The organism is Pseudomonas sp. NPDC087598, from assembly GCF_044743525.1.
Lineage (GTDB): Bacteria > Pseudomonadota > Gammaproteobacteria > Pseudomonadales > Pseudomonadaceae > Aquipseudomonas.
On sequence record NZ_JBIUWQ010000010.1, the window covers coordinates 78687 to 105007 of the forward strand.

The 26321-nt window shown below is 59.5% G+C and carries 24 protein-coding genes; 12 read left to right on the top strand and 12 right to left on the bottom strand.

Going from position 1 to position 26321, the window contains the following annotated elements:
- Positions 1–104 precede the first annotated feature (104 nt).
- From ACIOWE_RS08225 to ACIOWE_RS08235, 3 genes are all read left to right on the top strand, one after another.
- The gene (locus tag ACIOWE_RS08225; protein WP_305438483.1) at positions 105–884 is read left to right on the top strand and encodes an ABC transporter substrate-binding protein; all 780 of its coding nucleotides are present in this window, start codon (positions 105–107) and stop codon (positions 882–884) included.
- 186 nt (positions 885–1070) lie between these two features.
- Positions 1071–2183: a succinylglutamate desuccinylase/aspartoacylase family protein gene (locus ACIOWE_RS08230; protein WP_401389650.1), complete on the top strand. Its 1113-nt coding sequence runs from the start codon at positions 1071–1073 to the stop codon at positions 2181–2183.
- A 323-nt stretch (positions 2184–2506) separates the two neighbouring features.
- The gene (locus ACIOWE_RS08235; RefSeq protein ID WP_401389653.1) at positions 2507–3223 is read left to right on the top strand and encodes an alpha/beta hydrolase; all 717 of its coding nucleotides are present in this window, start codon (positions 2507–2509) and stop codon (positions 3221–3223) included.
- Here the strand turns inward: ACIOWE_RS08235 and ACIOWE_RS08240 are convergent.
- Together ACIOWE_RS08240 and ACIOWE_RS08245 are read right to left on the bottom strand one after the other, a co-directional pair.
- Positions 3213–3776, bottom strand: a complete 564-nt coding sequence (locus tag ACIOWE_RS08240; RefSeq protein ID WP_401389656.1) for a hypothetical protein — start codon at positions 3774–3776, stop codon at positions 3213–3215. The genes ACIOWE_RS08235 and ACIOWE_RS08240 overlap by 11 nt on opposite strands.
- A 227-nt stretch (positions 3777–4003) precedes the next feature.
- The gene (locus tag ACIOWE_RS08245; protein WP_401389659.1) at positions 4004–4789 is read right to left on the bottom strand and encodes a hypothetical protein; all 786 of its coding nucleotides are present in this window, start codon (positions 4787–4789) and stop codon (positions 4004–4006) included.
- A 149-nt stretch (positions 4790–4938) separates the two neighbouring features.
- Between ACIOWE_RS08245 and ACIOWE_RS08250 the strand changes: the two genes are divergently transcribed.
- Entirely contained in the window at positions 4939–5475 is a 537-nt protein-coding gene (locus ACIOWE_RS08250; protein WP_201237752.1) for a chalcone isomerase family protein, read from the top strand.
- Between the two features lie 97 nt (positions 5476–5572).
- Complete coding sequence (locus ACIOWE_RS08255) at positions 5573–6892, top strand: Nramp family divalent metal transporter (RefSeq protein WP_401389662.1); 1320 nt, start codon at positions 5573–5575, stop codon at positions 6890–6892.
- 106 nt (positions 6893–6998) lie between these two features.
- Here ACIOWE_RS08255 and ACIOWE_RS08260 read toward each other — a convergent pair whose 3' ends face one another.
- Positions 6999–8108 (bottom strand): cytochrome P450, encoded by a 1110-nt coding sequence (locus ACIOWE_RS08260; protein ID WP_401389665.1) that lies wholly within the window; start codon positions 8106–8108, stop codon positions 6999–7001.
- Positions 8109–8187: 79 nt separating this feature from the next.
- Here ACIOWE_RS08260 and ACIOWE_RS08265 point away from each other — a divergent pair, with 79 nt between their 5' ends.
- The 3 genes from ACIOWE_RS08265 to ACIOWE_RS08275 all read left to right on the top strand — a co-directional run bounded on the left by ACIOWE_RS08265 (position 8188) and on the right by ACIOWE_RS08275 (position 11088).
- Positions 8188–8943 carry an ArsR/SmtB family transcription factor gene (locus ACIOWE_RS08265; RefSeq protein WP_401389668.1) on the top strand — a complete coding sequence of 252 codons (756 nt, stop codon included), beginning with the start codon at positions 8188–8190 and terminating at the stop codon, positions 8941–8943.
- A 106-nt stretch (positions 8944–9049) separates the two neighbouring features.
- Positions 9050–10270 (top strand): putative DNA modification/repair radical SAM protein, encoded by a 1221-nt coding sequence (locus tag ACIOWE_RS08270; RefSeq protein WP_401389671.1) that lies wholly within the window; start codon positions 9050–9052, stop codon positions 10268–10270.
- Complete coding sequence (locus ACIOWE_RS08275; RefSeq protein ID WP_401389674.1) at positions 10267–11088, top strand: TIGR03915 family putative DNA repair protein; 822 nt, start codon at positions 10267–10269, stop codon at positions 11086–11088. Before ACIOWE_RS08270 ends, ACIOWE_RS08275 begins: the two co-directional genes overlap by 4 nt.
- A gap of 71 nt (positions 11089–11159) precedes the next feature.
- On the opposite strand, the gene ACIOWE_RS08280 is transcribed toward ACIOWE_RS08275, so the two are convergent.
- From ACIOWE_RS08280 to ACIOWE_RS08300, 5 genes are all read right to left on the bottom strand, one after another.
- The gene (locus ACIOWE_RS08280; RefSeq protein ID WP_008086978.1) at positions 11160–12179 is read right to left on the bottom strand and encodes a branched-chain amino acid aminotransferase; all 1020 of its coding nucleotides are present in this window, start codon (positions 12177–12179) and stop codon (positions 11160–11162) included.
- Between the two features lie 242 nt (positions 12180–12421).
- Positions 12422–13795 carry a dihydrolipoyl dehydrogenase gene (lpdA, locus tag ACIOWE_RS08285; RefSeq protein WP_401389677.1) on the bottom strand — a complete coding sequence of 458 codons (1374 nt, stop codon included), beginning with the start codon at positions 13793–13795 and terminating at the stop codon, positions 12422–12424.
- Between the two features lie 7 nt (positions 13796–13802).
- On the bottom strand, positions 13803–15080 hold the full coding sequence (locus ACIOWE_RS08290) for a dihydrolipoamide acetyltransferase family protein (RefSeq protein ID WP_401389680.1): 1278 nt from the start codon (positions 15078–15080) through the stop codon (positions 13803–13805).
- The gene (locus tag ACIOWE_RS08295; RefSeq protein ID WP_401389683.1) at positions 15081–16139 is read right to left on the bottom strand and encodes an alpha-ketoacid dehydrogenase subunit beta; all 1059 of its coding nucleotides are present in this window, start codon (positions 16137–16139) and stop codon (positions 15081–15083) included.
- Between the two features lies 1 nt (position 16140).
- Positions 16141–17376 carry a 3-methyl-2-oxobutanoate dehydrogenase (2-methylpropanoyl-transferring) subunit alpha gene (locus ACIOWE_RS08300; RefSeq protein ID WP_401389686.1) on the bottom strand — a complete coding sequence of 412 codons (1236 nt, stop codon included), beginning with the start codon at positions 17374–17376 and terminating at the stop codon, positions 16141–16143.
- Positions 17377–17561: 185 nt separating this feature from the next.
- Between ACIOWE_RS08300 and bkdR the strand changes: the two genes are divergently transcribed.
- Complete coding sequence (gene bkdR, locus ACIOWE_RS08305; RefSeq protein WP_008059350.1) at positions 17562–18050, top strand: Bkd operon transcriptional regulator BkdR; 489 nt, start codon at positions 17562–17564, stop codon at positions 18048–18050.
- A gap of 33 nt (positions 18051–18083) precedes the next feature.
- On the opposite strand, the gene ACIOWE_RS08310 is transcribed toward bkdR, so the two are convergent.
- Complete coding sequence (locus ACIOWE_RS08310) at positions 18084–20612, bottom strand: UvrD-helicase domain-containing protein (RefSeq protein WP_401389689.1); 2529 nt, start codon at positions 20610–20612, stop codon at positions 18084–18086.
- A gap of 200 nt (positions 20613–20812) precedes the next feature.
- Positions 20813–21676: an MBL fold metallo-hydrolase gene (locus tag ACIOWE_RS08315; RefSeq protein WP_401389692.1), complete on the bottom strand. Its 864-nt coding sequence runs from the start codon at positions 21674–21676 to the stop codon at positions 20813–20815.
- Positions 21677–21780: 104 nt separating this feature from the next.
- On the opposite strand from ACIOWE_RS08315, the gene ACIOWE_RS08320 reads away from it, so the two are divergent.
- From ACIOWE_RS08320 to ACIOWE_RS08330, 3 genes are all read left to right on the top strand, one after another.
- Positions 21781–22122: a helix-turn-helix transcriptional regulator gene (locus ACIOWE_RS08320; protein WP_201237763.1), complete on the top strand. Its 342-nt coding sequence runs from the start codon at positions 21781–21783 to the stop codon at positions 22120–22122.
- Between the two features lie 153 nt (positions 22123–22275).
- Entirely contained in the window at positions 22276–23520 is a 1245-nt protein-coding gene (locus ACIOWE_RS08325; RefSeq protein WP_401389696.1) for an FAD-dependent oxidoreductase, read from the top strand.
- 9 nt (positions 23521–23529) lie between these two features.
- Complete coding sequence (locus ACIOWE_RS08330) at positions 23530–24330, top strand: sulfite exporter TauE/SafE family protein (RefSeq protein WP_401389699.1); 801 nt, start codon at positions 23530–23532, stop codon at positions 24328–24330.
- 116 nt (positions 24331–24446) lie between these two features.
- On the opposite strand, the gene ACIOWE_RS08335 is transcribed toward ACIOWE_RS08330, so the two are convergent.
- Both ACIOWE_RS08335 and ACIOWE_RS08340 read right to left on the bottom strand, forming a co-directional pair.
- Entirely contained in the window at positions 24447–25727 is a 1281-nt protein-coding gene (locus ACIOWE_RS08335) for a TRAP transporter large permease (RefSeq protein ID WP_401389702.1), read from the bottom strand.
- Complete coding sequence (locus ACIOWE_RS08340) at positions 25727–26254, bottom strand: TRAP transporter small permease (RefSeq protein WP_401389705.1); 528 nt, start codon at positions 26252–26254, stop codon at positions 25727–25729. The genes ACIOWE_RS08335 and ACIOWE_RS08340 overlap by 1 nt, the downstream gene beginning before the upstream one ends.
- Positions 26255–26321 lie beyond the last annotated feature (67 nt).

Sequence of the window (26321 nt, forward strand, 5' to 3'; positions counted from 1 at the left end):
GCCGCCATAGACTGCCGGCCACTTCGGAGTTTGCCGCTAAATGGCCATGACCGAACGCTGAATCGAAAGCTGCCAATAAAAGCCTCCGCACACAGGAGTTATAAATGAAGAAGCTAGTGATGTTTGGTGCCCTGGCACTGTCGATGTTGTCCCTGACCGCTGTGGCCGAAGACGCCAAGCCGATCCGCATCGGTATCGAAGCCGGTTACCCGCCATTCTCGATGAAAACCCCTGACGGCAAACTGGCCGGTTTTGACGTGGACATCGGCGATGCGTTGTGTGAGCAGATGAAAGTCAAATGTACCTGGGTCGAGCAGGAATTCGATGGCCTGATCCCGGCGCTGAAAGTGAAGAAAATCGACGCCATCCTGTCCTCGATGACCATCACCGACGACCGCAAGAAAAACGTCGACTTCACCATCAAGTACTACCACACCCCGGCGCGCTTCGTGATGAAGGAAGGCTCCGGTGTCAAAGATCCGCTGACCGAACTCAAGGGCAAGAAAGTCGGCGTGCTGCGTGCCAGCACCCACGACCGTTACGCCACTGAAGTGCTGGTCCCGGCCGGGATCGACCTGGTGCGTTACGGCTCGCAACAGGAAGCCAACCTTGACATGGTCTCCGGGCGTATCGACGCGATGCTGGCCGACTCGGTCAACCTCAGTGACGGTTTCCTGAAAACCGACGCTGGCAAAGGCTTCGAATTCGTCGGTCCGACCTACGAAGACGCCAAATACTTCGGCGGCGGCGCCGGGATTGCAGTGCGCAAGGGCGATACCGCGCTGGCTGAGCAGTTCAACAAGGCCATCACCGAAATTCGCGCCAACGGCAAGTACAAACAAGTGCAGGACAAGTACTTCGACTTTGACGTATACGGCCATTAATACGCCGTAAAAAAAGTGGCCCCGGTTATCCGGTGGCCACTTTTTTTGTGCCCATGATTTATCCTCCACCACACCTTTCCAATGTAGGAGCTGCCGCAGGCTGCGATCTTTTGATGCTGATGTTTAAAAACAAGATCAAAAGATCGTAGCCTGCGGCAACTCCTACAGAGTTCGCGGAGTTTTCTTATGCAACGCATCGATCATGTTCTGCCCTGGAGTCACCTGGGCAGCGAGCGCTCCCTGAGTGTGTTTCGTTATGGCGCCGGCACGCGCAAGGTGTACATCCAGGCCAGCCTGCATGCCGATGAACTGCCGGGTATGCGCACCGCATGGGAACTCAAGCAACGTTTGAACGCACTGGAAGCGCAAGGTCGCTTGCAAGGCGTGATCGAACTGGTGCCGGTCGCCAACCCGATTGGCCTCGATCAACACCTGCAAGGCGCGCACATGGGGCGCTTCGAACTGGGCAGCGGCAAGAACTTCAACCGCGCCTTCGTCGAACTCAGTGCGCCGGTCGGTGCGTTGATCGGCGAGCGTCTGGGCGCTGACGCCGAGGCCAACGTCGCCTTGATCCGCGAGGCCATGGGCCAGGTCTTCGATGAACTGCCGCCAGCGGCGTCGCAACTGGAGGCACTGCACCGCTTGCTGCTGCGGCATGCCTGCGATGCCGACATTACCCTCGATCTGCACTGCGATTTCGACGCCGCGATTCACATCTATGCGTTGCCGCAACACTGGCCGCAGTGGCAATCGCTGGCGGCGCGGCTGAAGGCTGGCGTGGCGCTGTTGTGTGAAGATTCCGGCGGCAGCTCGTTCGATGAATCCTGCTCGACGCCGTGGTTGCGTCTGGCGCGAGCCTTCCCGAACGCGGCGATTCCAGCGGCCAACCTCGCTACCACGCTGGAACTGGGCAGCATGGGCGACACCCGGGTCGATCAAGCTCAGGCCAACTGCGAGGCGATTCTCGGTTTTCTGGCGGAGCAGGGTTTCATCAGCGGCGAGTGGCCGGCGGCGCCGAGCGAGTGCTGCGAAGGCCTGCCGTTCGAGGGCACCGAATACCTGTTCGCGCCGCACCATGGCGTGGTGAGTTTCCTGCGTAGCGCGGGCGAGTGGGTAGAGAAGGGCGATGCATTGTTTGAGGTGGTCGATCCGTTGCAGGACCGCGTGACCACCGTGCGCGCCGGCACCAGTGGCGTGTTGTTCGCGATTGATCGCGGGCGTTATACCGAGCCGGGGATCTGGCAGGCGAAAGTGGCGGGGCGGGTGCCGTTTCGCACGGGCAAACTGACTAACGACTGACAGATCTTCGCTGGATATTTTGGCCCTTTCGCGAGCAGGCTCGCTCCCACTTTGGAAATGTATTCTCCTGTGGGAGCGAGCCTGCTCGCGAAGGGGCCATCAACAACACCCAATTCATAGCCCTTCATTGGATTTGATGGCCTCATCGCTGGCAAGCCAGTTCCCACAGTGATTGAGGGTGTTCACAGATATTGTATTCACACAAATCCTGTGGGAGCTGGCTCGCCAGCGATGGCGGTTTTGACGGCGCCACAGCATTAGGATCCCTGGCCCAGGATGTTAGGCTCCCCCCCGAACCCGACACTCTGTGAAAGGAAGGCTCTATGTTGAAGGTGTTTGCTCTGTTGACCCTGCTGGCGTCCACCGCCGTCCACGCTCAAACCACGCTGCAATCCGATCTACCGCTCAAGTACATCGAACAGGTTCACACCGACGCCGATCCGCGTCCGCTGGTGATTTTCCTGCATGGCTACGGCAGTAACGAGGCCGATCTGATCGGGATGAAATTCCAACTGCCCGCGCAATACAACTACCTGTCAGTGCAGGCGCCGTTGGCATTGGGCGAAGGGCGTTTCCAATGGTTTCGCAAGAAAGGCGAAGGTGCCTACAACGGCGAGACTGATGATCTGAAGGCCAGTGGCCAGAAGCTTCGGGATTTTGTTGCGCAAGCGGCGAAGAAATATCACACCACTCCGGACAAGGTGTACCTGATCGGCTTCAGCCAGGGCGCGATGATGACCTACGAGGTGGGACTGCGTCCGCCCGTGGCCGTGGGCGGTATCGCGGCGTTGAGCGGACGGTTGTTGCCAGTGTTGAAAACCGAACTGAAGACCGCGCAACAACCGCTGCCACTGAGCATCTTCATCGGTCATGGCACGGCTGATGATCGCGTGCCGTACCACGACGGCGTAGCGGCCAATGAACTGTTGCAGAAACTCGCCTACACCCCGCAGTTTCACGCCTATCCTGGCGTCGGCCACAGCATCAGTGCGGCCGAGCTACGGGATTTGAACGCATGGTTGCAGCAACTCAATCCTTGAGGATGGTTTTCACCAGCGCGTCGTGATCTTTTTTGTCGCTGACCCGGGAAATGACCTGGACCAGCGCCATGCGTGTACCGGAACCGGCCATCAACGTCGTGTTGAGTGTCTGGCCGCCGCCCTGAGTGGCGGTGCTGTCGACCTGACGCAGGCCCAGGCCTGTGCCTTTCTGGGTCAGGCTTTTTTCGCTGAGCTTGTTGAAGTCCGGCAGCGCCTTGCGCTGGGCATCAACGAAGTCAGCGACGGTGCCGTCGAGGAACTCGCTGTCGTTGTCCTTGACGTTGTTGCCTTCGGGAATCTGGTTTTCGGCGGCAATCACCACGGTTTTGGTGGCCTGATTGGTGTACATCGTGCCCGTGGCGCCCGTCGGACTGGCCGGCAGCGGATCGGCGACGAAGCCTTTTGGCAGCGTGAAGGTGAACTTGCCATTGAGCATCGAGACCTTCTCGGTCGTGGCTTTTTCCTTGGCCTTGGCGGCCTGAGCGTTGATGGCGCCGAGGCCGGCGACTGCCGCCAGCAACAGGACGACAGCTTTTTTGCTCAACAATGTCATTCGAATCTCCGGGAAGTGGTCGTGCCTAGGCGGGCGATCATCCCACGCAGCGCCTTGGCACTCCAGCCCGGCTCGTCCGGACTCACGTACATGAAGTGACTGATTCCCTGTGGCGAGGGAGCTTGCTCCCGCTGGGGTGCGCAGCGCCCCCCGCTTTTTTGCGACTGCTAAGCATCCCAGCGGGACGGTGCGACGATTAGACAAGCTCCCTCGCCACAGGAATAACCTCAGCCTTCAGACGTTCGCGTTGACCTCACCGGCGCCGGTTTGGCGAGCAACTTGCGGGTCACACCAAGCATGGCCACCGACACGGCAACACCTAGGGCAAATCCGGTCAGCCCCAGGCTCGGCAAGGTCAGCGCCGAGACCAGGCAAAACGCCGAAAACGAATACATCCCGGTCGCCGTTGCCCGTAGCAGCGCGGCAGTAAACGCCGGGCCGCGAGTCTGCTGGGAAAACACCGCCATGACACTGCCCAGCACCGGGAACACCGCCAGCAGTCCGCTCCAGCGTTCGCCGACGGTACTGGCCAGCATCGTCACCACCAGCGTCAATGCCGCACCAGCAATCATTCGCCAGATCAGTCGATCCGACTTCGGCGCCGGGCCGTTCAGCGCCGGTTGCACGTCGGGAAACAGGTAGGGCGCCGCCAACAACGCAATGGCCGCGGCGATTACCGAGAATGGCAATGAAGCCGGAATCAGTGACAGCAGCCACGCGAGCGCAGCCCAGACAGCCAGCGAAACGCATAACGCCCACGGCCAGTTCGCGCGTTGGGCGACCTGCGCGTAGGTGATGCAGAACGCAATCATCGCGAACATCGCCGACAACGCGGCCACCGCCGAGTGCGCGGCAAACTGCGGCCCTTGCTCGATGGCGAGGAAAAACAGAATCGGCCCGACCACCACCGGCAAGCCCGACAGCCACCCGGCCACGCTTGGCCCCCAACGCTTGCCGGCCAGCGAAATCAGCAGCAGGAAACCGGGAATCAGCAGCAGTTTGAGGATCAGCACGCAGGTGTCTCCGTCGGGTAAGAGTGGGGCCACGTTAGCACTGGTGCTGACGGATTGCTGCATTGTTGTACAAAAACTGTATACAAAACTCGGTTGGCGATTCGTGGCTATGCTCTGATTATCAGGGTTTTGCCGGAGTCGATGCCGCGATGAACAGAACACCGAAGGTGTTGCGTGGATGCTGCGGCATCGGCTTGTGGGCGTTGCTGCTGACCCCGACCTGGGCCAATTGGCAGGACGCGGTGCCGGGCGCGCAGATCATTGGCACCGGCGATTTCAGCGTGTGGGGTTTTGATGTCTACAACGCTCGCCTGTGGAGCGCTGCGCGGCCGCTGGCACCGGACCAACCGTTTGCTCTGGAACTGATCTATCGCCGGACCATTTCCCGCGACGACCTGGTGAAAGCCAGCGTCGATGAAATCAAGCGTCTGGCTGGCAGCAACATCAGCGCCGCGCAACTCGCCGGTTGGCAAATCCAGATGCAGCAGTCGTTTGTCGATGTACAGGCCGGCACGCGCATCACCGGGGTTTATCTGCCGGGGCAGGGCGCACGTTTTTTTGTCGGGCAGCAGTTACAACATGAGATCGATGATCCGCAGTTTGCCCGGGCTTTTTTTGATATCTGGCTGGATCCGCGAACGCGCAGCCCCGAGTTGCGTCAGCAGTTGCTGGGTGTGAGTCGGTAAATCTGTAGGCGCTGTCGAAGGCTGCGATCTTTTGCCCTTCAAGGCTCAGCCCGAAACGTCTAAGCTGCGCCATTGCAACTTGTTTCTGGATGTGTGCGTGAAATTCAGCTTACCCAAAATTGCCACCGCGCCGTTTTGCCCGCCGGAAGTCGCCGGCAGCGTCACGGTTGATCCCAATGCCGCGTTTTTCAAGCGGGTGCTGAGCTTCGCCGGCCCCGGTTTGCTGGTGTCGATCGGCTACATGGATCCGGGTAACTGGGCGACGGCCATCGAAGCCGGATCGCGTTTTGGCTACAGCTTGTTGTTCGTGGTGTTGCTGGCGAGTCTGGCGGGCATGGTCGTGCAATGCCTGTGCTCGCGGCTGGGCATCGCCACCGGGCGCGATCTGGCGCAATTGTCCCGCGAGCGCTACAGCACGCCGACGGCGCGCCTGCAATGGGTGTTGGCGGAGATCTCGATCATCGCCACCGACCTTGCCGAAGTCCTCGGCTGCGCGCTGGCGTTTCATTTGCTGCTCGGCTGTTCGCTGACCTTCGGCATTGCCCTGACCGCGTTCGATACGCTGCTGGTGCTGGCCCTGCAGAACCGCGGATTCCGTCGACTGGAAGCGATCATGCTGGTGCTGGTCGCCACCATTGGCGTGTGTTTCTTCGTCGAGTTGGTGCTGATCAAACCCTACTGGCCGGACGTCGCCCAGGGTTTCAAACCGTCACTCGCGGCGATCAGCGATGCGGCGCCGTTGTACCTGGCGATCGGCATTCTCGGCGCCACGGTGATGCCGCATAACCTTTATCTGCATACCTCGATCGTGCAGACGCGGATGATCGGCAAGGATCTGGCGAGCAAACAGGACGCGGTAAAACTCGCACGCATCGACACGATTGGCTCGCTGGCGCTGGCGCTGCTGGTTAACGCGGCGATTCTGATTCTCGCGGCGGCGGCGTTTCACAAGACCGGGCACACCGATGTGGTGGACATTCAGGACGCCTATCACTTGCTCGATCCGCTGGTCGGCGGCGCGCTCGCCAGCGTGTTGTTTGGCGTGGCGCTGCTCGCGTCCGGCCAGAGCTCGACCTTCACCGGCACCATCGCCGGCCAGGTAATCATGGAGGGCTATCTGAACCTGCGGATTCCCTGCTGGCAACGACGCCTGATCACCCGAGGCCTGGCGTTGATTCCGGCGTTTATCGGCGTGTGGCTGATGGGCGACGGCGCGGTGGGCAAATTGCTGGTGATGAGCCAGGTGGTGTTGAGCCTGCAACTGCCCTTCGCCTTGTATCCGCTGATTCGCATGACCAACGATAAACAACTGATGGGGCCGTTTGTGAACCGCTGGCCGACCCGCGTGCTGGCGTGGGGGTTGTTTGTGTTGATCAGCGGCGCCAATAGCTGGTTGATCCTGCAACTGGCAGCCTGACCGTTGATTGTGTGGTGACTGACCTGCCGTCTTCGCGAGCAAGCCCCATTCTCACCTCTGGAATGCAATTCCCTGTGGGAGCGAGCCTGCTCGCGAAGACGTCCGTTCAGGCGCCGACAAAAACGAACAGCGGAATACGCCCATTGAGTGAAGGCCGGTAGTGCCAGCTCAGGCGATCCAGCTCCACGCCATGATCGAGAATTTGCCTCAGCGTCGCACTGGCAATGCCCATCGCCAATGTTTGCCCCGGACACTGATGCCGACCGCTGCCAAAACTGAAACTGCGGCGGTTCTTCCGGTCCGGCAGGAACATATCGGGATTTTCGTTCAGCGCCGGATCGCGGTTGGCCGAGGCCAGCAGCACCAGAATCACATCGCCAGCCTCCATGCGTATGCCATCGATTTCGCAGGACGCCGCGACAAAGCGTCGGGTGTTTTGTACCGAAGGGTCGAAGCGCTGGACTTCGCTCAGCAGGGCTTCGACGGGCTGGGCGCATAGTTGAGGATTTCGCTGCAGCGCCACCAGCGCATTGCCGATCAGTCCTGCGGAGGCTTCAAATGTCTGCGAGCAGAGGCCGATCAGGTTGGCGATCAGGGTTTCTTCATCGCCATTGAAGTGCTGGCGGATTCGCGCAAGCAAAGCGCTGTACCCGGCAGATTCGGCCAGCAATTCGATGAAGTAACCCCGCAGTTGTTCTGCTGCGAGGTGCGCCGCCGCCAATTGCAGGTCATTGCTCAGCGGCGACAGACAGGCGGCGAAATCGGCGGTCAGGTCACTGATTGCCCGACTTTGCGCCGGGCTGAACCCGAGCAATGCCGCGACCACGCACACTGGGCCACGGAACATGGCTTTATATAGACCGTCCGCGTCTGTGCTGATCAGCCGTGCGCTCACCCGTGCGCGGATCTCGTCCTGATCGATCAGCCCCAAAGCAGGTTCGATGGCCGAACGCGGGCAACGCTGGCGCTCGCCGTCGTTCATCCGCATCAACTGGCCGAAGACGTTGCCGGCGATGCCCTCGGCGATCGCTTTGGGCACGGGCTCCTGCGCGGGACGCACCCGGCACTCGGCATTCGCCAGTACCGCGCAAACCGCGCGAGCGCTGCTGGCGACCCATAATTTCAGGCCGGGATGAAACGTCAGCCCACCCTCGGCGCGCAGCGTTGCGTAGTAGGGATAAGGATCGGCGTGAGTCGCAGCGATGATCGGGTCCATGGTTCGCAGCCTTGTCGTGGGGGAAAGTGTTGCTACTATCTCCACTCAGTCACGGCGATGATTCGTCCGGGAGCGAACTATGCACGCAGAACATCAAGACATCGGCGTCTCGCAGGTGGCCGCCGCCATCGCCGAACCGGCCCGCACGAAAATCCTCTGTTCGCTGATGGACGGCCACGCCCGCACCGCCACCGAGCTGGCGGCGATTGCCGAGGTCGGCGCGTCCACCGCCAGCGCGCACCTGGCCAGGCTCAAGGATCTGGCGCTGGTGCGTCTGCATGTCCAGGGCCGCCACCGTTATTACAGCCTCGCCGACACGCGTGTCGCCCAGGCCCTGGAAGCGTTGATGGTGATCGGCCAGAGCGCCACGCCGACCTTCAAGCCGCACACGCCGGATCGCCTGCAATTCGCCCGCACCTGTTACGACCACATGGCCGGGACACTGGCGGTGCTGCTGCATGACCGCTTTATCGAGGCGGGATGGCTGCAGGCAACCGATGAGCAGGCGTATTGCGTGAGCGCCAGTGGCGAGGCGTTGTTTGCCGAGCTGGGGGTTGAGGTCGGCGATCTGTCGACGTTGCGTCGTAAATTCGCCTGCCCCTGTCTGGACTGGAGCATGCGCCGACCGCATCTCGGGGGTTCGCTGGGGACTGCGTTGTTGCAGGTGGCGTTGAAGCGCAAATGGCTGACGCAGGATCTCGACAGTCGGGCGTTGGCGCTGACGGCGCTGGGGCGTAAGGAAATCCGTGCGCGATTCGGCATCGAGTTGCCGGTAGAGGCTGACATCAAAAGATCGCAGCCTGCGGCAGTATCTACAGGGACTGTCTATAGCTGAGTCGCGTAGAAGCTGCCGAAGGCTGCGATCTTTTGATCTGGTCTTGCACCTTGTGCTCATCCGATAGACTCGATACTGTACGCATAACCAGTATCGAGTCGTAGCCATGCAAATCATCGACAAGCTCAGCATCCTCGCCGACGCCGCCAAGTACGACGCTTCCTGCGCGAGTAGCGGTGCGCCCAAGCGCAGTTCCGAGGGCAAGAGTGGCCTGGGCTCGACCGATGGCATGGGCATTTGCCACAGCTACACGCCGGACGGGCGCTGCGTCTCGCTGTTGAAGATTCTGCTGACCAATTTCTGTCTCTACGACTGCCAATACTGCGTCAATCGCCGTTCCAGCGATGTACCACGCGCACGCTTCACGCCCGAGGAAGTGGTCACGCTGACCATGGACTTCTATCGGCGCAACTGCGTCAGCGGTCTGTTTCTCAGTTCCGGCATCATTCGCTCGGCGGACTACACCATGGAACAGCTTGTCCGGGTGGCAAAGCTGCTGCGTGAAGAGCACGAATTTCGCGGTTATATCCACCTCAAGACCATTCCCGATGCCGATCCTGCGCTGATCGAAGAGGCGGGACGTTACGCCGATCGCCTGAGCGTCAATATCGAACTGCCGACCGATGCCAGCCTGCAGACCCTGGCGCCGGAGAAAAACATTGGCTCGATCAAGCAGGCCATGCAAACCATCTACACCGGCGAGCAAACCGTACTCAACGAACCTCGCGGCCCAAAATTCGCTCCGGCGGGGCAAAGTACGCAGTTGATCGTCGGCGCCGATGACACCGACGACAGCACGATCCTCCACGGCGCGCAGGCGTTGTACGGCAACTACCGTCTGCGCCGGGTTTACTACTCGGCGTTCAGTCCGATCCCCGACAGCCCGAAAAGCGTGCCGCTGGCCGCGCCGCCGCTGATGCGTGAACACCGTTTGTATCAGGCTGATTTTCTCTTGCGCAGTTATGGCTACAGCGCCGACGAACTGCTCAAGGGGCCGGGCAATCTGGCGCTCGACATCGATCCGAAACTGGCATGGGCGCTACAGAATCGTGAGGTGTTCCCGCTCGATCTCAATCGCGCCGAGGCTTCGTTGATTGCGCGTATTCCCGGCATCGGCCTGCGCACCACCGAGCGGCTGGTGGAGTTGCGCCGGCAACGACGGATTCGTTACGAAGACGTCGCACGCATGCGTTGCGTATTGGCCAAGGCCAAGCCGTTCATTATCACCAGCGACTACCACCCACAGCAGGCCGAAGTGACCAGTCATTTGCTCTACCAGCAATTGCGCGACCGGCCGGCACCGCAGCAGATGGGGTTGTGGGGATGATCAATCTCGATTGCGATGACCTGTTCGACACCTGGCGTCAGCAGGCGCGCTGGCTGCTCAGTCATGAAATCGATCCGAGCGTGGTGAGCTGGGCCTCGGAAGGGGTGGCCGATCTGTTTGCCAGCGATGATCACGCACCTGAGGGGCAGGGGCCGTTTCAGGCGCGAATCCCGCGTACGCTGCTCGATACACTGGAACAGGCCGCGCAATACCGCGGCGATCAACGCTGGAGCCTGCTGTATGAAGTGCTCTGGCGAGTCAGCCACGGTGATCGCACGGCGATGATGGCCGGCGACAAACTCGGCAGCGAGTTGCAGCGGCGGATCAAGCAAGTAAGCCGCGAAGCCCATCATTTGCATGCATTCGTGCGCTTCATCGAACGACCGAAAGATCTACCCGGCCCACAATATGTGGCGTGGCACGAACCGGCTCACGACATTCTGCACCGTGCCAGTGAGCATTTCATCGGGCGTATGGGCCGCCACCGTTGGCTGATCGCTACGCCGCGTGATGGCGTTTATTACGACGGCGAACGACTGATTCACGAACGCCAGTGCCCGACTGAATGGCAACAATTGGCACAGAACGTTGACGATCCGCACGGTGATTTGTGGTTGACCTATTACAGCCACATCTTCAACCCGGCGCGGTTGAATCCTAAAGTGATGCAAGGGCATCTGCCGGTGCGGTTCTGGAAGAATTTGCCGGAGGGGGAGTTGATCCCGCAGTTGATCACTCAGGCGCGCATGGGCAAACAGCAGGATGGGCAAGCGAGCGGGATTGCCAGTCGCACAGGCAAGCGGATTGCGTTGAAATGAAAATCCAAGATTCAAATAAAAAGCCCCCACCGATCACTCGATGGGGGCTTTTTTACGTCTGGGCCGTCAGATCAAACCTTGACGATCCAGCCCGCTGGCGCTTCGATGTCGCCGGTCTGCACGCCAGTCAGCTCTTTGTAAAGCTTCTGGGTAACAGGGCCGACTTCGGTTTCGCTGTGGAAAACGTGCAGGTGGTCGTTGTAGCTGATGCCGCCGATCGGGGTGATCACGGCTGCAGTACCGCAAGCGCCGGCCTCTTTGAAGTCCGACAGCTTGTCGATCAGCACATCACCTTCAACCACTTCCAGGCCCAGACGCGATTTTGCCAGTTCGATCAGCGACAGACGGGTGATACCCGGCAGTACCGACGGCGAGTTCGGGGTGATGAACTTGTTGTCGTGGGTGATCCCGAAGAAGTTGGCCGAACCGACTTCCTCGATCTTGGTGTGGGTCATCGGATCGAGGTAGATCGCATCGGCGAAGTTGGCTTTCTTCGCTTTCGAGCCCGGCATCAGGCTGGCGGCGTAGTTGCCACCGACCTTGGCTGCGCCGGTGCCTTGTGGGGCAGCGCGGTCGTAGCTGGAGATCTGGAAGTTGTGCGGGGTCAGGCCGCCCTTGAAGTAGGCGCCGACCGGAATGCAGAAGATCGAGAAGATGAACTCGGGGGCGGTGCGCACGCCGATGTTGTCACCCACACCGATCACGAACGGACGCAGGTACAGCGCGCCGCCGGTGCCGTATGGCGGAATGAAGCGCTCGTTGGCACGAACCACGGCTTTACAGGCTTCGATGAACTGCTCGGTGTCGACCGTCGGCATCAGCAGACGCGCGCAGCTGCGCTGCATGCGCAGGGCGTTCTGGTCCGGGCGGAACAGGTTGATCGAGCCGTCCTTGCAACGATAGGCCTTCATGCCTTCGAAGCACTGCTGACCATAGTGAAGGGCAGTCGAGCCTTCGCTGATGTGCAGCACGTTGTCTTCGGTCAGGGTGCCTTTGTCCCACTCGCCATCGCGAAAGTACGACAGATAGCGTTTGTCGGTCTTGATGTAGTCAAAACCCAGCTTGTCCCAATTGATGCTTTCGTTACCCATGACACCCTCTATCACTGAACAACCGTCGAAACGGTTCAAGGCTTCTGACGTTTTTTGGATGGGCACAACAATACTTCATTCTTGAGCGGTTTCGCAGCCCGGACTATCGGATGACAGACAGATAGTTCGTGTTGACCTCAAGAATTCGCGAGCAGGCTCGCTCCCACATTTGAAATGCATTCCCCTGTGGGAGCGAGCCTGCTCGCGAAGGGGCCATCACAGCCACCCTCAATAAATCTGAATCACAGGTGCAACGCATGCCCCAATGCACGCAGCGCCGCTTCCTGCACCGCTTCACCCAAGGTCGGATGCGCATGAATGGTGCCGCCGATGTCTTCCAGCCGCGCACCCATTTCCAGGCTTTGCGCAAACGCCGTCGACAATTCCGAAACCCCGACACCCACCGCTTGCCAGCCAACAATCAGATGATTGTCGCGACGAGCGACCACGCGCACGAAACCGCTTTTCGATTCCAGGGTCATCGCCCGACCGTTGGCGGCGAACGGGAAGCTGGAAACGATGCAGTCCAGCCCCGCAGCCTTGGCCTCGTCCGGCGTCTTGCCGACCACCACCAGTTCCGGGTCGGTGAAGCACACGGCGGCAATGGCGGTCGGGTTGAATTCGCGGTTTTTGCCGCTGATCAGTTCAGCGACCATTTCGCCCTGGGCCATGGCACGGTGCGCCAGCATCGGCTCGCCGCTGAGGTCACCGATGGCGTAGACGTTGCGCATACTGGTCTGGCAGCGGCTGTCGATCTTGATCGCCGAGCCGTTCATGTCCAGATTCAAGGCTTCCAGGTTCCAGCCTTGGGTATTCGGTTTGCGACCGACGGCGACCAGCACCTGATCGGTTTCCAGGTTAAGGGTTTCACCTTCGGGATCGCGCACTTGCAACGTGCCGTCGAAGCCTAGAACGCTGTGCTTGAGATACAGCTTCACGCCCAGCTGTTTCAGTGCGTCATGCACCGGTTGCGTCAGTTCCGCGTCATAGGCCGGCAGGATACGATCCTGCGCTTCGACCACACTGACCTCGGCACCCAGCTTGCGATAGGCAATGCCCAGCTCCAGGCCGATATAACCACCGCCAACCACAACCAGGCGTTTCGGTACCGACTTCGGCGCCAGGGCTTCGGTGGAGGAGATGATCGGCCCGCCAATCGGCAGGATCGGCAGATTGACGCTGGTCGAACCGGTGGCCAGCACCAGATGTTCGCACTGGATACGGGTGTCGCCGACTTCGACGGTTTTGCCATCGATCACCTTGGCCCAGCCGTTGATGACCTGAACCTTGTTCTTTTTCAGCAGGGCAGCGACGCCAGTGGTCAGGCGATCAACGATGCCGTCCTTCCACTCGACGCTTTTGCTGATGTCGAGCGTCGGCGCCGAGACGCTGATACCCAGCGCCGAATGCTGGTTGTGGTGCTGAGTCTGGTGAAACTGCTCGGCCACATGAATCAGCGCTTTTGACGGGATGCAGCCGATGTTCAGGCATGTGCCACCCAGCGATTGGCCTTCGACCAGAATCGTCGAAATGCCCAGTTGCCCGGCGCGAATGGCCGTGACGTAACCGCCGGGGCCGCCGCCGATGATCAGAAGCGTAGTGTTCAAAGATTGCATGCGAGCCTTACTCCACAAACAAAGTGGCAGGTTGTTCGATCAGACCACGGATGGCCTGGATGAAGAGCGCCGCGTCCATGCCGTCGACCACGCGGTGATCGAAGGAGCTGGAGAGGTTCATCATCTTGCGGATCACCACCTGGCCTTTGACGACCATTGGCCGTTCAACGATTTTATTGACGCCGACGATCGCCACTTCCGGCAGGTTCAGCACCGGTGTGCTGACGATGCCGCCCAGTGCACCGAGGCTGGTCAGGGTAATGGTCGAGCCGGACAGTTCATCGCGGCTGGCCTTGCCATTGCGGGCGGCATTGGCCAGACGGGAAATCTCGGCGGCGCTGTCCCACAGGCTGCGAGCTTCAGCATGACGCACCACCGGCACCATCAGGCCGACATCGCTTTGTGTGGCAACACCGACATGCACCGCGCCGAGGCGGGTGATGACCTGGGCTTCGTCGTCGTAACGGGCGTTCATCTGCGGGAAGTCGCGCAGGGCGACAACCAAGGCGCGGACGAGGAACGGCAGCAGGGTCAACTTGCCACGGCTGGCGCCGTGTTTTTCGTTGAGGTGGGCGCGCAGTTCTTCGATCGCGGTGACGTCGATTTCCTCGACATAACTGAAGTGAGCAGCGCGCTGAGTGGCATCCTGCATGCGCTGGGCGATCTTGCGGCGCATGCCGATCACTTGAATCTGATCTTCATCGTTACGCTGGGCGTAAGCGGCGCCTGCCGGTGACGATGCGTTCGATTGACCTTGCGCCAGATAGGCGTCGAGGTCTTCGTGCAATACGCGACCGGCCGGGCCGGAACCACGGACCAGGCGCAATTGAATGCCCAGGTCCAGCGCATGTTTGCGCACGGCCGGTGAGGCCAGCGGACGCTCATCGGCTTCGCGGGCGACCATCGGGCCCTGGCAAACGGCAGCAGCCGGACGCGGAGCGGCGACAGCAGGCTTGCTCTCAACGACGGCTTCGACCTTCGGTGCAACAGTTTCTTTCGCCGCAACCGGAGCCGGTTTGTCGGACTCCTTCAGGTTGCCCGCGCCTTCAACTTCGATGCTGATCAGCACACTGCCGACCGCCATCACTTCACCCGGCTGACCGCCGAGGGCAATGACTTTACCGTGCACGGGCGACGGGATATCGACCATCGCCTTGTCGGTCATCACGTCCGCGAGTACCTGATCTTCCACGACCAGATCACCGACCTTGACGTGCCACTGCGACAGTTCCACTTCTGCGATGCCTTCGCCGATGTCCGGCATCTTGATAACGTGCGTGCCCATTCAGACCTCCATGACCCGTTTCAACGCCGCGCCCACTCGGGACGGCCCTGGGAAATACGCCCACTCTTGCGCGTGCGGGTAGGGGGTGTCCCAACCAGTGACGCGTTCGATTGGCGCTTCCAGGTGGTGGAAGCAATGTTCTTGCACCAGCGACACCAGTTCGGCGCCGAAACCGCAGGTGCGGGTGGCTTCGTGAACCACCACGCAACGGCCGGTTTTCTTCACCGATTTGACGATGGTCTCCAGGTCCAGCGGCCACAGGCTGCGCAGGTCGATGACTTCGGCATCGACGCCGGATTCTTCGGCAGCGACTTGCGAGACATACACGGTGGTGCCGTAAGTCAGCACGGTCACATCTTTACCCGGGCGGGTGATGGCGGCGACGTCCAGCGGCACGGTGTAGTAACCGTCCGGAACCTGAGCTTGCGGGTGTTTCGACCACGGGGTTACCGGGCGGTCGTGGTGGCCGTCGAACGGGCCGTTGTACAGGCGTTTCGGCTCAAGGAAGATCACCGGGTCGTCGTTTTCGATGGAGGCGATCAGCAGGCCTTTGGCGTCGTATGGGTTGGATGGCATGACGGTGCGCAGGCCACAGACCTGAGTGAACATCGCCTCGATGCTCTGGCTGTGGGTCTGGCCACCGTAGATGCCGCCGCCGCAAGGCATGCGCAAGGTCATCGGTGCGGTGAACTCACCGGCCGAGCGATAACGCAGGCGAGCGGCTTCGGAAATGATCTGGTCGGAAGCAGGGTAGACGTAGTCGGCGAACTGGATTTCGGCGACCGGGCGCAAACCGTAAGCGCCCATGCCGACGGCCACGCCGACGATACCGCTCTCGGAAATCGGCGCATCGAATACCCGCGAGGTGCCGTACTTGGTTTGCAGCCCTTCGGTGCAACGGAACACGCCGCCGAAGTAACCGACGTCCTGACCGAATACCACCACATTGTCGTCACGCTCAAGCATCACATCCATGGCCGAGCGCAGGGCCTGGATCATGGTCATGGTGGTCGTGGTCATGGCGGTGTCCAGCTGAATATTGTTGTTGTGATCGTTCATGTCAGATCCCCAACTGCTGACGCTGGCGCTTCAAGTGCTCCGGCATCTCTTTGTAGACGTCTTCGAACATGGTCGCGGCGCTTGGAATCTGACCGCCGGCGAGGGTGCCGTACTGTTCGGCCTGTTTCTGCGCGGCAATCACTTCGGCTTCGAGCTCGGCGCTGACGGCGGCGTGCTCTTCTTCCGACCAGTGGCCGATCTTGATCAGGTGCTGTTTCAGACGGGCGATCGGGTCGCCCAGCGGGAAGTGGCTCCAGTCATCGGCAGGACGATATTTGGACGGATCGTCGGAGGTCGAGTGTGGGCCGGCGCGATAAGTGACCCATTCGATCATGGTCGGCCCGAGGTTGCGGCGAGCACGTTCGGCAGCCCAGGCAGAGGCGGCGTAAACAGCATAGAAGTCGTTGCCATCAACCCGCAGCGAAGCGATGCCGCAACCAACGCCGCGTCCGGCGAAGGTGGTGGCTTCACCACCGGCGATGGCCTGGAAGGTCGAAATCGCCCACTGGTTGTTGACCACGTTGAGGATGACCGGCGCACGGTAAACGTGGGCGAAGGTCAGTGCGGTGTGGAAGTCCGATTCGGCGGTGGCGCCGTCACCGATCCACGCCGAGGCGATTTTGGTGTCGCCCTTGATCGCCGAAGCCATGCCCCAGCCCACGCCCTGAATGAACTGGGTCGCGAGGTTGCCGGAGATGGTGAAGAAACCGAAGTCCTTGACCGAGTACATGATCGGCAACTGCCGGCCCTTGAGCGGATCGCGCTCGTTGGACAGCAGTTGGCAGATCAGGTCGACCAGCGGCACATCGCGGGCCATCAGGATGCTTTGCTGACGGTAGGTCGGGAAGCACATGTCGTCGATGTTCAACGCCAATGCCTGGGCGCTGCCGATGGCTTCTTCGCCGAGGCTTTGCATGTAGAACGACATTTTTTTCTGACGCTGGGCGACCACCATGCGGTTGTCGTAGATCCGCGTCTTGAGCATGGCGCGCATGCCTTTGCGGAGGATCTCGACCGGCACGTTTTCAGCCCATGGGCCGAGGGCACTACCCTGATCGTCGAGCACACGGATCAGGCCACGGGCGAGGTCGGCGGTGTCGGCGGGTTCTACGTCAACGGGAGGTTTGCGCACCGTGCCGGCATCGGTCAGATGCAGGTAGGAGAAGTCGGTTTTGCAGCCTGGACGGCCCGAAGGTTCAGGGACGTGCAGACGCAGCGGTTCATACGCTTGGGTCATGGCTTCTACGCTCGATCTTGTGAATTTCTTGTAGTGAGCTGGCAGTCATTCCTCGGTAGAGGAAATCTTGTCCTACAACAATCATAGGCGCGGGCAAGAAGAATATTTATCTCTGTTTCGTTGCGCTGAAGATCATTTGCAGATAGAAATTCTGCATAAACATAAAAAACAGGTGGTTTTGTCTCATGCGCAAACTGGACCGTACCGACATCGGCATTCTCAACAGCCTTCAGGAGAACGCGCGCATCACCAACGCCGACCTCGCGCGCTCGGTGAATCTGTCACCGACGCCGTGCTTCAACCGGGTCAAGGCAATGGAAGAATTAGGGCTGATTCGCGAGCAGGTAACGTTGCTCGACGCCGACCTGCTGGGCCTGCATGTGAACGTGTTCATTCACGTCAGCCTGGAGAAACAGGTCGAGGAAGCGCTGCAGCATTTCGAAGAGGCGATTTCTGATCGCCCCGAGGTGATGGAGTGCTACCTGATGGCCGGCGACCCGGACTATCTGATCCGGGTTTTGGTGCCGACCATTCAGTCTCTGGAGCGTTTCATGATGGACTTTCTGACCAAAGTGCCTGGGGTGGCGAACATTCGCTCGAGTTTTGCGCTGAAGCAGGTGCGCTACAAGACGGCGTTGCCGTTGCCGGCCAATGGCCTGACGCTGGGCACCTAGCCCTAACGCTTTCGCCGCCTCTGGATCAGCACCTTATTGCGGCGAAAGAGCTGAAAATCCGGATATTTCCTGATCAGTCCACTTTTTGTAGCATCCGGATTTGAGATCGGCATACCCCGAAGCATTACTTCCGCTTTGTTTGGTCGTTGTGGTGATCTCGCGGTCAACCAGCCAATGACATTTGAGTTCGGCTCGGGTAATACCCACGTAAGCTAAACGCAGTGCCTCATCTGATTGAGCGTTGTCATAAGACGCTGGCGATTTATCGCCCAGGTTGGTGAGACTGTAAATGTCGTTGCGTTTGGATTTCGTCGGTTTATAGAAACAATCACCGATAACGAAAACAGATTGCGCCTGCAATCCTTTGGACTTGTGAAAGGTCATCAGTTTGACGTTGCGCTGTTTTTTTTGCGCTTCGTTCAATAAGCCTCGCAGGGCGGTTCGGTATGTTTTTTCAACATCGCCAACGCGAAACACCATCAGTATGCTATGACCGTCGTCATAGGCTTGTCTGACGAGTTGCAGAATCGTTGCGTCCGGTTCGATGATTTTTTTATCTTTAGCCACGTAGTGTATGTATACGGGCGTCTTTTGATTAACGACTTTTTCGTTCGCTGCAATCCCGTGCTTAGCCTTATCGGTTGTGGTGGGACGGACAACTTGTTCGGCAGCATCAATGATTGTCTGATGGGAACGGTAGTTGTTCTGCATGTACAGAGTGTTGCGTGTATGGGCGTGGAAATGTTTATGGAAGTCCATCAGATACTGAGGTGAGCTGCCGCGCCAGCCATAGATACTTTGCCAGTCGTCGCCGACTGCCATCAGACTGTTGCCCAATCCGGGCAGGCCTTGATTACGATTACGTATCTCTTTGCAGCATTGCCGGACCCAGGAAATGTTCAGGCCGGACACGTCCTGGAACTCATCAATCATGAGGTGCCGCATGCCGTCTAGCTCAGCTGTTGGAATGCGCTTGATATTCTCCGGATTGTGTTCGCCAAACAGTGCGAATGCCTTGTTGAAGGTGATCAATTTTTTGGGCGACATGCTTTCCAGATAATCATGAAAGCCGCGCCAATAGATCTGCAAGGCGAGGTAGAAAGGCTGGCGTGGGTCGCCCGGCGTAAAATCCAACGAACCGATCGCCTGAACCACATCCAAACCCAGGTTCTCGATGTAGTTGCCTTCGGCAAAGAACACTTCGGTCAGCTTCGTTTCCTTGATAGTCGTACCCGGCAAGTGATAATCAAAACCGGCATCCTGAACGATCATGTGTTCGGCATTGCCCATCAGTGTCTTCGCGGCCATGACGTTATTGATGAGAATGTATTTTTTCCCCCGATAACATTCTCCAATCATCGCCTGGCGGCTCCAACTCTCTTGTTTGATATTCACTGTCTGACCTTCGCGCCTGGGAATTTCGGCCGACTGGTTTTTCGTGTCCGGCCAACCAAGAATTACCAGCGTTTCGAGCTCTTCCAAGTAGCCATGGGCTATGAAGGGTTTTCTCTCGATGCTGAAGGTTCGACGCTCGGCCACACCCGGAATTGGCCATAGACCCAACTCCACCCATGCAGCCTCAATTTCATCGCAGACGGCTTCATCCTTTTCGGACATCTTGCCGAGAATGTGATTTTTTCTGTTTCGCATGGACTCGGACATAGGATCCGGCTTGACGAAGACGATCGATTTGTAGAGATCCAGAATGTGTTTTTTGAACGTCAGGTCTTTCTCGTAAAGGCTATTGAAAACTTGGGAAAGAACCAATCCTTGCTCAGTCGTGATTTTTGACGAGAAGGGGTTTTCCAACTCGTCCTCATCCTCACCTGATTTTTTTGCGCCCAAGAAATCGAAATAGTCGATAGGCGCATCCGAGAACGCTTTCATGAAGCCGAATACTTTGCTATGAAATGTGCGCACCAAACTCTTGGTTTGATCTTCACTCAGGTCTTTGCCCCACGATTTGAAAATCCTCACCATCTTTTTCTGCAAGTCTTTTTTAGACTCAGTGGTGAAGGTAGTCACCTGCATGTGATGAAGGGGGATGCCCAGGTGAAAGTGTTTAAGTACGACACGCAAGGCCAGTGTCGTGGACTTGCCGGAACCCGCGCCAGCAATCACGGATGTACAGGTGGCGTCGGCAAAAATCATCGCCCACTGCTGATCGCTCGGTTGTTCTTTCTCATCAAGTTTTTCCCACACCTCGTCACGCATTTTCTGCTTGATATCATCGGTGACGGGCATGAGTTCATTGTCAAAGAGGCAGTGATCTTCTCCCGGCAATGATGCGGCTGAGCGCAGGTCGTTGATCTCTAGAACGGCGCGCCCTTTTGCATACCCGTCTGCGTAGCCGAGCTCCTTTCCGACAAGCAAGCCTGTGTCATTGCCCAGCCTGATTCCTTCTTCTTTGCCCTTGAAGAAGGAACGCCTGTCGATGGCTCTAAGTGCCTCAAGGGCCTTGGACAACAGGTAGGCGATTGCGCGTCGGAAAATCGAAAGGTCGCGATTGAAGGTTTCAGCTTTCAGCTCAGGGGGCTGCCCGTGTGGAGAAGTTTGACTCATGGTGTCCCTGCAAAAAGTCTTCTCGACGAAGTCTGGCTTCGGCGACGTCCGTGTTAATACTCACCCGCGTGATTGAGTCGCAGGTGTCTACCGGAGCGGTTTAGGTTTCCGGATATTACACGGTAGTGGCATTTTGGCTAGGGTGCGACCTAGAGCGGTTCTTTCGTTGAGGGAGCAAAAAAATCGACGGGTAGTTCAACTCACATCTTGTTGATCGGGATCTTCAGATACACGACGCCATTGTCCTCAGCCGCCGGAAAATTCCCCGCCCGCACATTCACCTGAATCGCCGGCAGCAACAGCGTCGGCATGCCCAACCCGCTATCACGCTTGGTGCGCATCTCGACGAACGCCGCCTCATCAACCCCGTCATGCACATGAATATTGTTTTTGCGCTGCTCACCGACAGTGGTCTGGCACTGCGATTGCCGACCCTCGGGCGGGTAGTCGTGGCAAACGTAGAGTTTCACGCTGGCAGGGAAGGCCAGCAGTTTGTGGATCGAGTTGAACAACTGATGCGCATTGCCGCCCGGGAAGTCGCAGCGGGCGGTGCCGACGTCGGGCATGAACAGCGTGTCGCCGACCAGAATCTGCTCGCCGTCGATCAGGTAGGCCATGTCCGCTGGCGTGTGGCCGGGCACGTGCAGGGCGGTAGCCTTGAGATTGCCGATCCTGAACGATTCATTCGGCGCGAACAGGTGATCGAATTGCGAGCCGTCGACGCAGAATTCCGGCTCCAGATTGAACAGCGCCTTGAACACGTTCTGCACTTTGCTGATCGACTCGCCAATGGCGATCTTGCCGCCCAGTTCGCGGCGCAGATACGGCGCGGCGGAGAGGTGATCGGCGTGGGCGTGGGTCTCCAGCAGCCATTGCACTTGCAGGCTGCGCGCGCGTACGAAGGCGATGATCTTGTCCGCCTGCGCGGTGCAGGTGCGCCCGGCGGCGCCGTCGTAATCGAGCACCGGGTCGACGATCGCACATTGCCCGCCGTCAGCCTCATAGACCACATAGCTGTAGGTCGAGGAGGCGGGGTCGAGGAAAGCTTCAATCAGCGCGGGCATGGACACGAACCTGTGCAAGAGGATGAAAAGTCAGTCATGGGTTGCAACACTTTATGTAAAAACATAATGTTCGCAGCTTAAGTGACGTTGAAGGCTTCCTGCAAATGCAATCCAGTCTGACCGAATGTGAAGTCGCCCAATTGCGCGCCTCGGCCTCCAAGGCCTGCGCGTTGCTCAAGGCCTTGGCCAATGAGGATCGGCTGTTGATCCTGTGCCAACTGACCCAGGGCGAACGCAATGTCGGCGAGCTGGAAAAAATGACCGGCGTGCGCCAGCCGACGCTCTCTCAGCAACTGGGTATTCTGCGTGATGAAGGGTTGGTCTCGACCCGCCGTGAAGGCAAGTACATTTTTTACGGGCTCGCCAGTCCTGAGGTCATCCAGGTGATGAAGACCCTGTCCGGGCTCTACTGTGGGGCCGTACTCAAAAGCCTGGGCCATCAATAAATGCCAGCCAACCCCCTAAACCTGTGGGAGCTGGCTTGCCAGCGATGAGGCCTTGTCAGCCGACATTAATGGCGACTGACACTCCGCCATCGCTGGCAAGCCAGCTCCCACAGGTCGACAACAATCCTTGCGTGCAGCAATAAGGAACAAGCAATGAACGATCAACACTGGGGCCCATCCATCAGTGCAGACATCGTGGTCATCGGCGGTGGTACGGCCGGCATCGGTTTTGTCGCCAGCTTGCTCAAGCGTGACCCGACCCTGAACGTCACGGTTATCGAACCGGCTACGCACCATTACTACCAACCGGCGTGGACGCTGGTCGGCGGCGGTGCTTACAACGTCAAAGACACCGCACGGCCGATGGCCAAGGTGATGCCGCGTCAGGCCACGTGGATTCAGGCAGCGGTGACCGGCATCGACCCGGACACGCGCCAACTCACACTCAACGATCAACGCACGGTCAGCTATCAGAACCTGATCGTCTGCCCCGGCCTGCGCCTGGCCTGGGAGAAGATCGAAGGCTTGCAAGAGAGCCTTGGTCAGCACGGCGTGACGTCCAACTACAGTTATCAGCATGCGCAATACACCTGGGATCAGGTGCAGAAACTGCGTGGCGGCAAGGCGCTGTTCACCCAGCCGGCGATGCCGATCAAATGCGCCGGTGCGCCGCAAAAAGCGCTTTATCTGTCGTGCGATTACTGGCGCAAGAATGCCGTACTGAACAAGATCGAAGTCGAATTCAATCTGGCCGGCGCGGCGCTGTTCGGCGTGGCGACGTTCGTGCCGCCACTGATGAAGTACATTGAAAAATACAACGCACAATTGGCGTTCAATTCGAATCTGGTCAAGGTCGACGGTCCGGCGAAAACGGCCTGGTTCGAACGCAAGGACGCTGACGGCAACGTTGTTCTTGAGTCGAAAACCTTCGATCTGCTGCATGTCGTGCCGCCGCAGGTCTCGCCGGATTTCATCGCGCAAAGTCTGCTGGCCGACGCCGCCGGCTGGTGCGAAGTGAATCCGCACAGCCTGCAGCATCCGCGTTATCCCGAAGTGTTCGCGCTCGGTGATATCTGCGGCACCAGCAATGCGAAAACCGCTGCTGCGGTGCGCAAGCAAGTCGTGGTGGTGGCGGAAAACCTGCTGGCCCTGCGCAAGCAACAACCGCTGCCGCTGAAGTATGACGGCTACGGTTCCTGCCCGCTGACGGTGGAGAAGGGCAAGGTGATCCTCGCCGAGTTCGGCTATGCCGGGAAGTTGCTGCCGACCTTTGCGCTGGACCCCACCGTGCCGCGTCGCTCGGCATGGTTTCTCAAGGCGACGCTGCTGCCGTGGTTCTACTGGAACGGCATGCTCAAGGGGCGCGAGTGGCTGACAAGCCTGTCCAAAGTCGACTGAGAAAACCCTATGTTGCTGGCAAGTCTGTTTGGTGTGGTGATGGGCCTGGTCCTCGGTCTGACCGGGGCGGGCGGCGGCATTCTCGCGGTGCCGGCGCTGGTGCTCGGGCTCGGCTGGACGATGACCCAGGCTGCGCCGGTGGCGCTGTTTGCGGTGGGCAGTGCGGCGGCGGTCGGTGCCATCGATGGTTTGCGTCATGGTCTGGTGCGCTATCGCGCGGCGCTGTTGATTGCGGCGCTCGGCGCGGTGTTTTCGCCGCTGGGGATCTACTTCGCGCACCAGTTGCCGGAGAAGATCCTGATGATTCTGTTCAGCCTGCTGATGGTCATGGTGGCCTGGCGCATGTTACGCCGCGAGCGTCAGGAACAAGGCCCGAGCGACCATGGCCACGGCAGTTGGGGGCAGAAAAACTGCATGCTCGATGAAGAGACCGGGCGCTTCGACTGGACCGCCAAATGCACGGCGACCCTCGCAGCGTTGGGTGCGGTCACTGGGGTGGTGTCGGGACTGCTCGGTGTCGGTGGCGGCTTTTTGATCGTGCCGGCCTTCAAACAACTGACCGACGTGCAGATGCGCGGCATCGTCGCCACTTCGTTGATGGTGATCAGCCTGATCTCGGCGATTGGCGTGATCGGCGCGTTCCATGCCGGAGTCCGCATCGACAGCCTCGGCGCAGCGTTCATCGTCGCCAGCATTGTCGGCATGATCATCGGCCGCAAGCTCTGCGCACGGGTGCCGGCGCGGGCCTTGCAGGTGGGGTTTGCCAGTGTGTGTCTGGTGGTGGCCGGGTATATGCTTTTTCGAGCGTGAAGCAAAAACTGTGGCGAGGGAGCTTGCTCCCGCTGGACTGCGCAGCAGGCCCTGCTTTTAAAAGAGCGGCCGCTGCGCGCCCGAGCGGGAGCAAGCTCCCTCGCCACAGTGTCGGGCTATAGCACCAGGTGCGGCAACCACAGCGAAATCGCCGGGACATACGTCACCAGCATCAGCACCAGAAACAGCACTGCATAAAACGGCAGCAGCGCCTTCACGGTCGCTTCGATACTGACCTTGCCCACCGCTGAACCGACAAACAGCACCGCGCCCACGGGCGGCGTGATCAAACCGATGCCGAGGTTGACCAGCATGATCATGCCGAACTGCACCGGATCAACCCCAATGCCCAGGATGACTGGCATCAGGATCGGCGTCAGGATCAGGATCAGCGGCGCCATGTCCATCACCGTGCCGAGCAACAGCAGCATGACGTTGATGCACATCAGGATCACGTAGCGGTTGTCCGACAGCGTCAGGAACAGCGTGGTGATCTTCGCCGGGATCTGCATCAGGGTCATGATGTAGCCGAAGCTGGCAGCGAAGCCGATCAGGATCATCACAATCGAAATGGTGCGTACCGTGCGGTGCATCAGTTTCGGCAGTTCGCGCCATTTGTAGTCGCGGTAGATGAACATGGTGACGAAGAACGCCCAGAGCACGGCGATGGCCGCCGACTCGGTGGCGGTGAAAATCCCCGAGAGGATGCCGCCGAGGATGATCACCATCGCCATCATCCCCCACAGCGCTTCGCCGCAGATTTTCAGGGCTTCACGCAGCGGGATGACCTCGCCTTTCGGGTAGTCGCGTTTCTTCGCGAAGATCAGGCACAGCACCATCAGGCACGCGCTCATCAGCAGGCCCGGGACGACGCCGGCCATGAACAGCGAAGCAATCGAAACGGTGCCGCCGGCCGCCAGCGAATACAGCACCGAATTATGGCTGGGCGGTGTCAGCAAGGCCTGCACCGAACCGCTGACGGTCACCGCCGTGGAGAACTCGCGGGGATAACCTTTGCGCTCCATTTCCGGAATCAGCACCGAGCCGACCGACGCGGTGTCCGCCACCGACGAGCCAGAGATTGCGCCGAAAAACGTCGAGGCCATGATGTTGACCAACGACAGGCCGCCGCGCACGAAACCCACCAGCACACCGGCGAATGCCACTAGCCGACGCGACATGCCACCCTCGGCCATGATCGCCCCGGCGAGGACGAAGAACGGGATCGCCAGCAGCGAAAACTTGTTCACCCCGCCCGCCACTTGAATCATCAGCGCCTGGAACGGAATGTCGATCCACCACGCGCCGATCAGCGCTGACAACCCGAGGGCGTAAGCGACTGGCATGCCGATCAGGATCAATACGATAAAGCTGCCCAGCAGAATCAATGCGTCCATCAGGCAGCCCCTTCGTTTTCTTCGACCAGATCGAAACGCACCACGCGGCGATTGCTCTGATCACCGAACAGCAGCTTTTCCACCACGAAAATCAGCGTCAGCGCGCCGCCAATCGGGATCGGCAGGTAGGTGATGCCCACCCGCAACGTGGGCAGGGCGCTCATGAACTGGTTCCACGTCGACAGGCACAGCTTGGTGCCCCAAATAGCCATGAACAGGCAGATGGTGCCCATCAACAGTTGCGAAACAATGCTCATGGTGCGGCGCAGGTCCGGTTGCAAGCGGTCGGTGACCATGGCCACGGCCATGTGTGCGCCGGCACGGTAACTGGCGGCGGCGCCGATGAAGGTGAAGACCATCATCAGCAGAATAGCGGTGGGCTCTGGCCAGCTTGAGCCGGTGCCGAGGACGTAACGGGCGAACACGCCCCAGGGGATGATCAGGGCAATCGTCAGCACCGACAGACCGGCGACCCAGATGCAGGCCATGTAGATCCGGTCATTGATGCTCAGCAGCAAATTCTTCATCGGGTTCCACCGTAACCGGGCAGGCGCGCACCTCAGGCGAGGTCGGCGCTGCCGGGCCTTTCGTTGA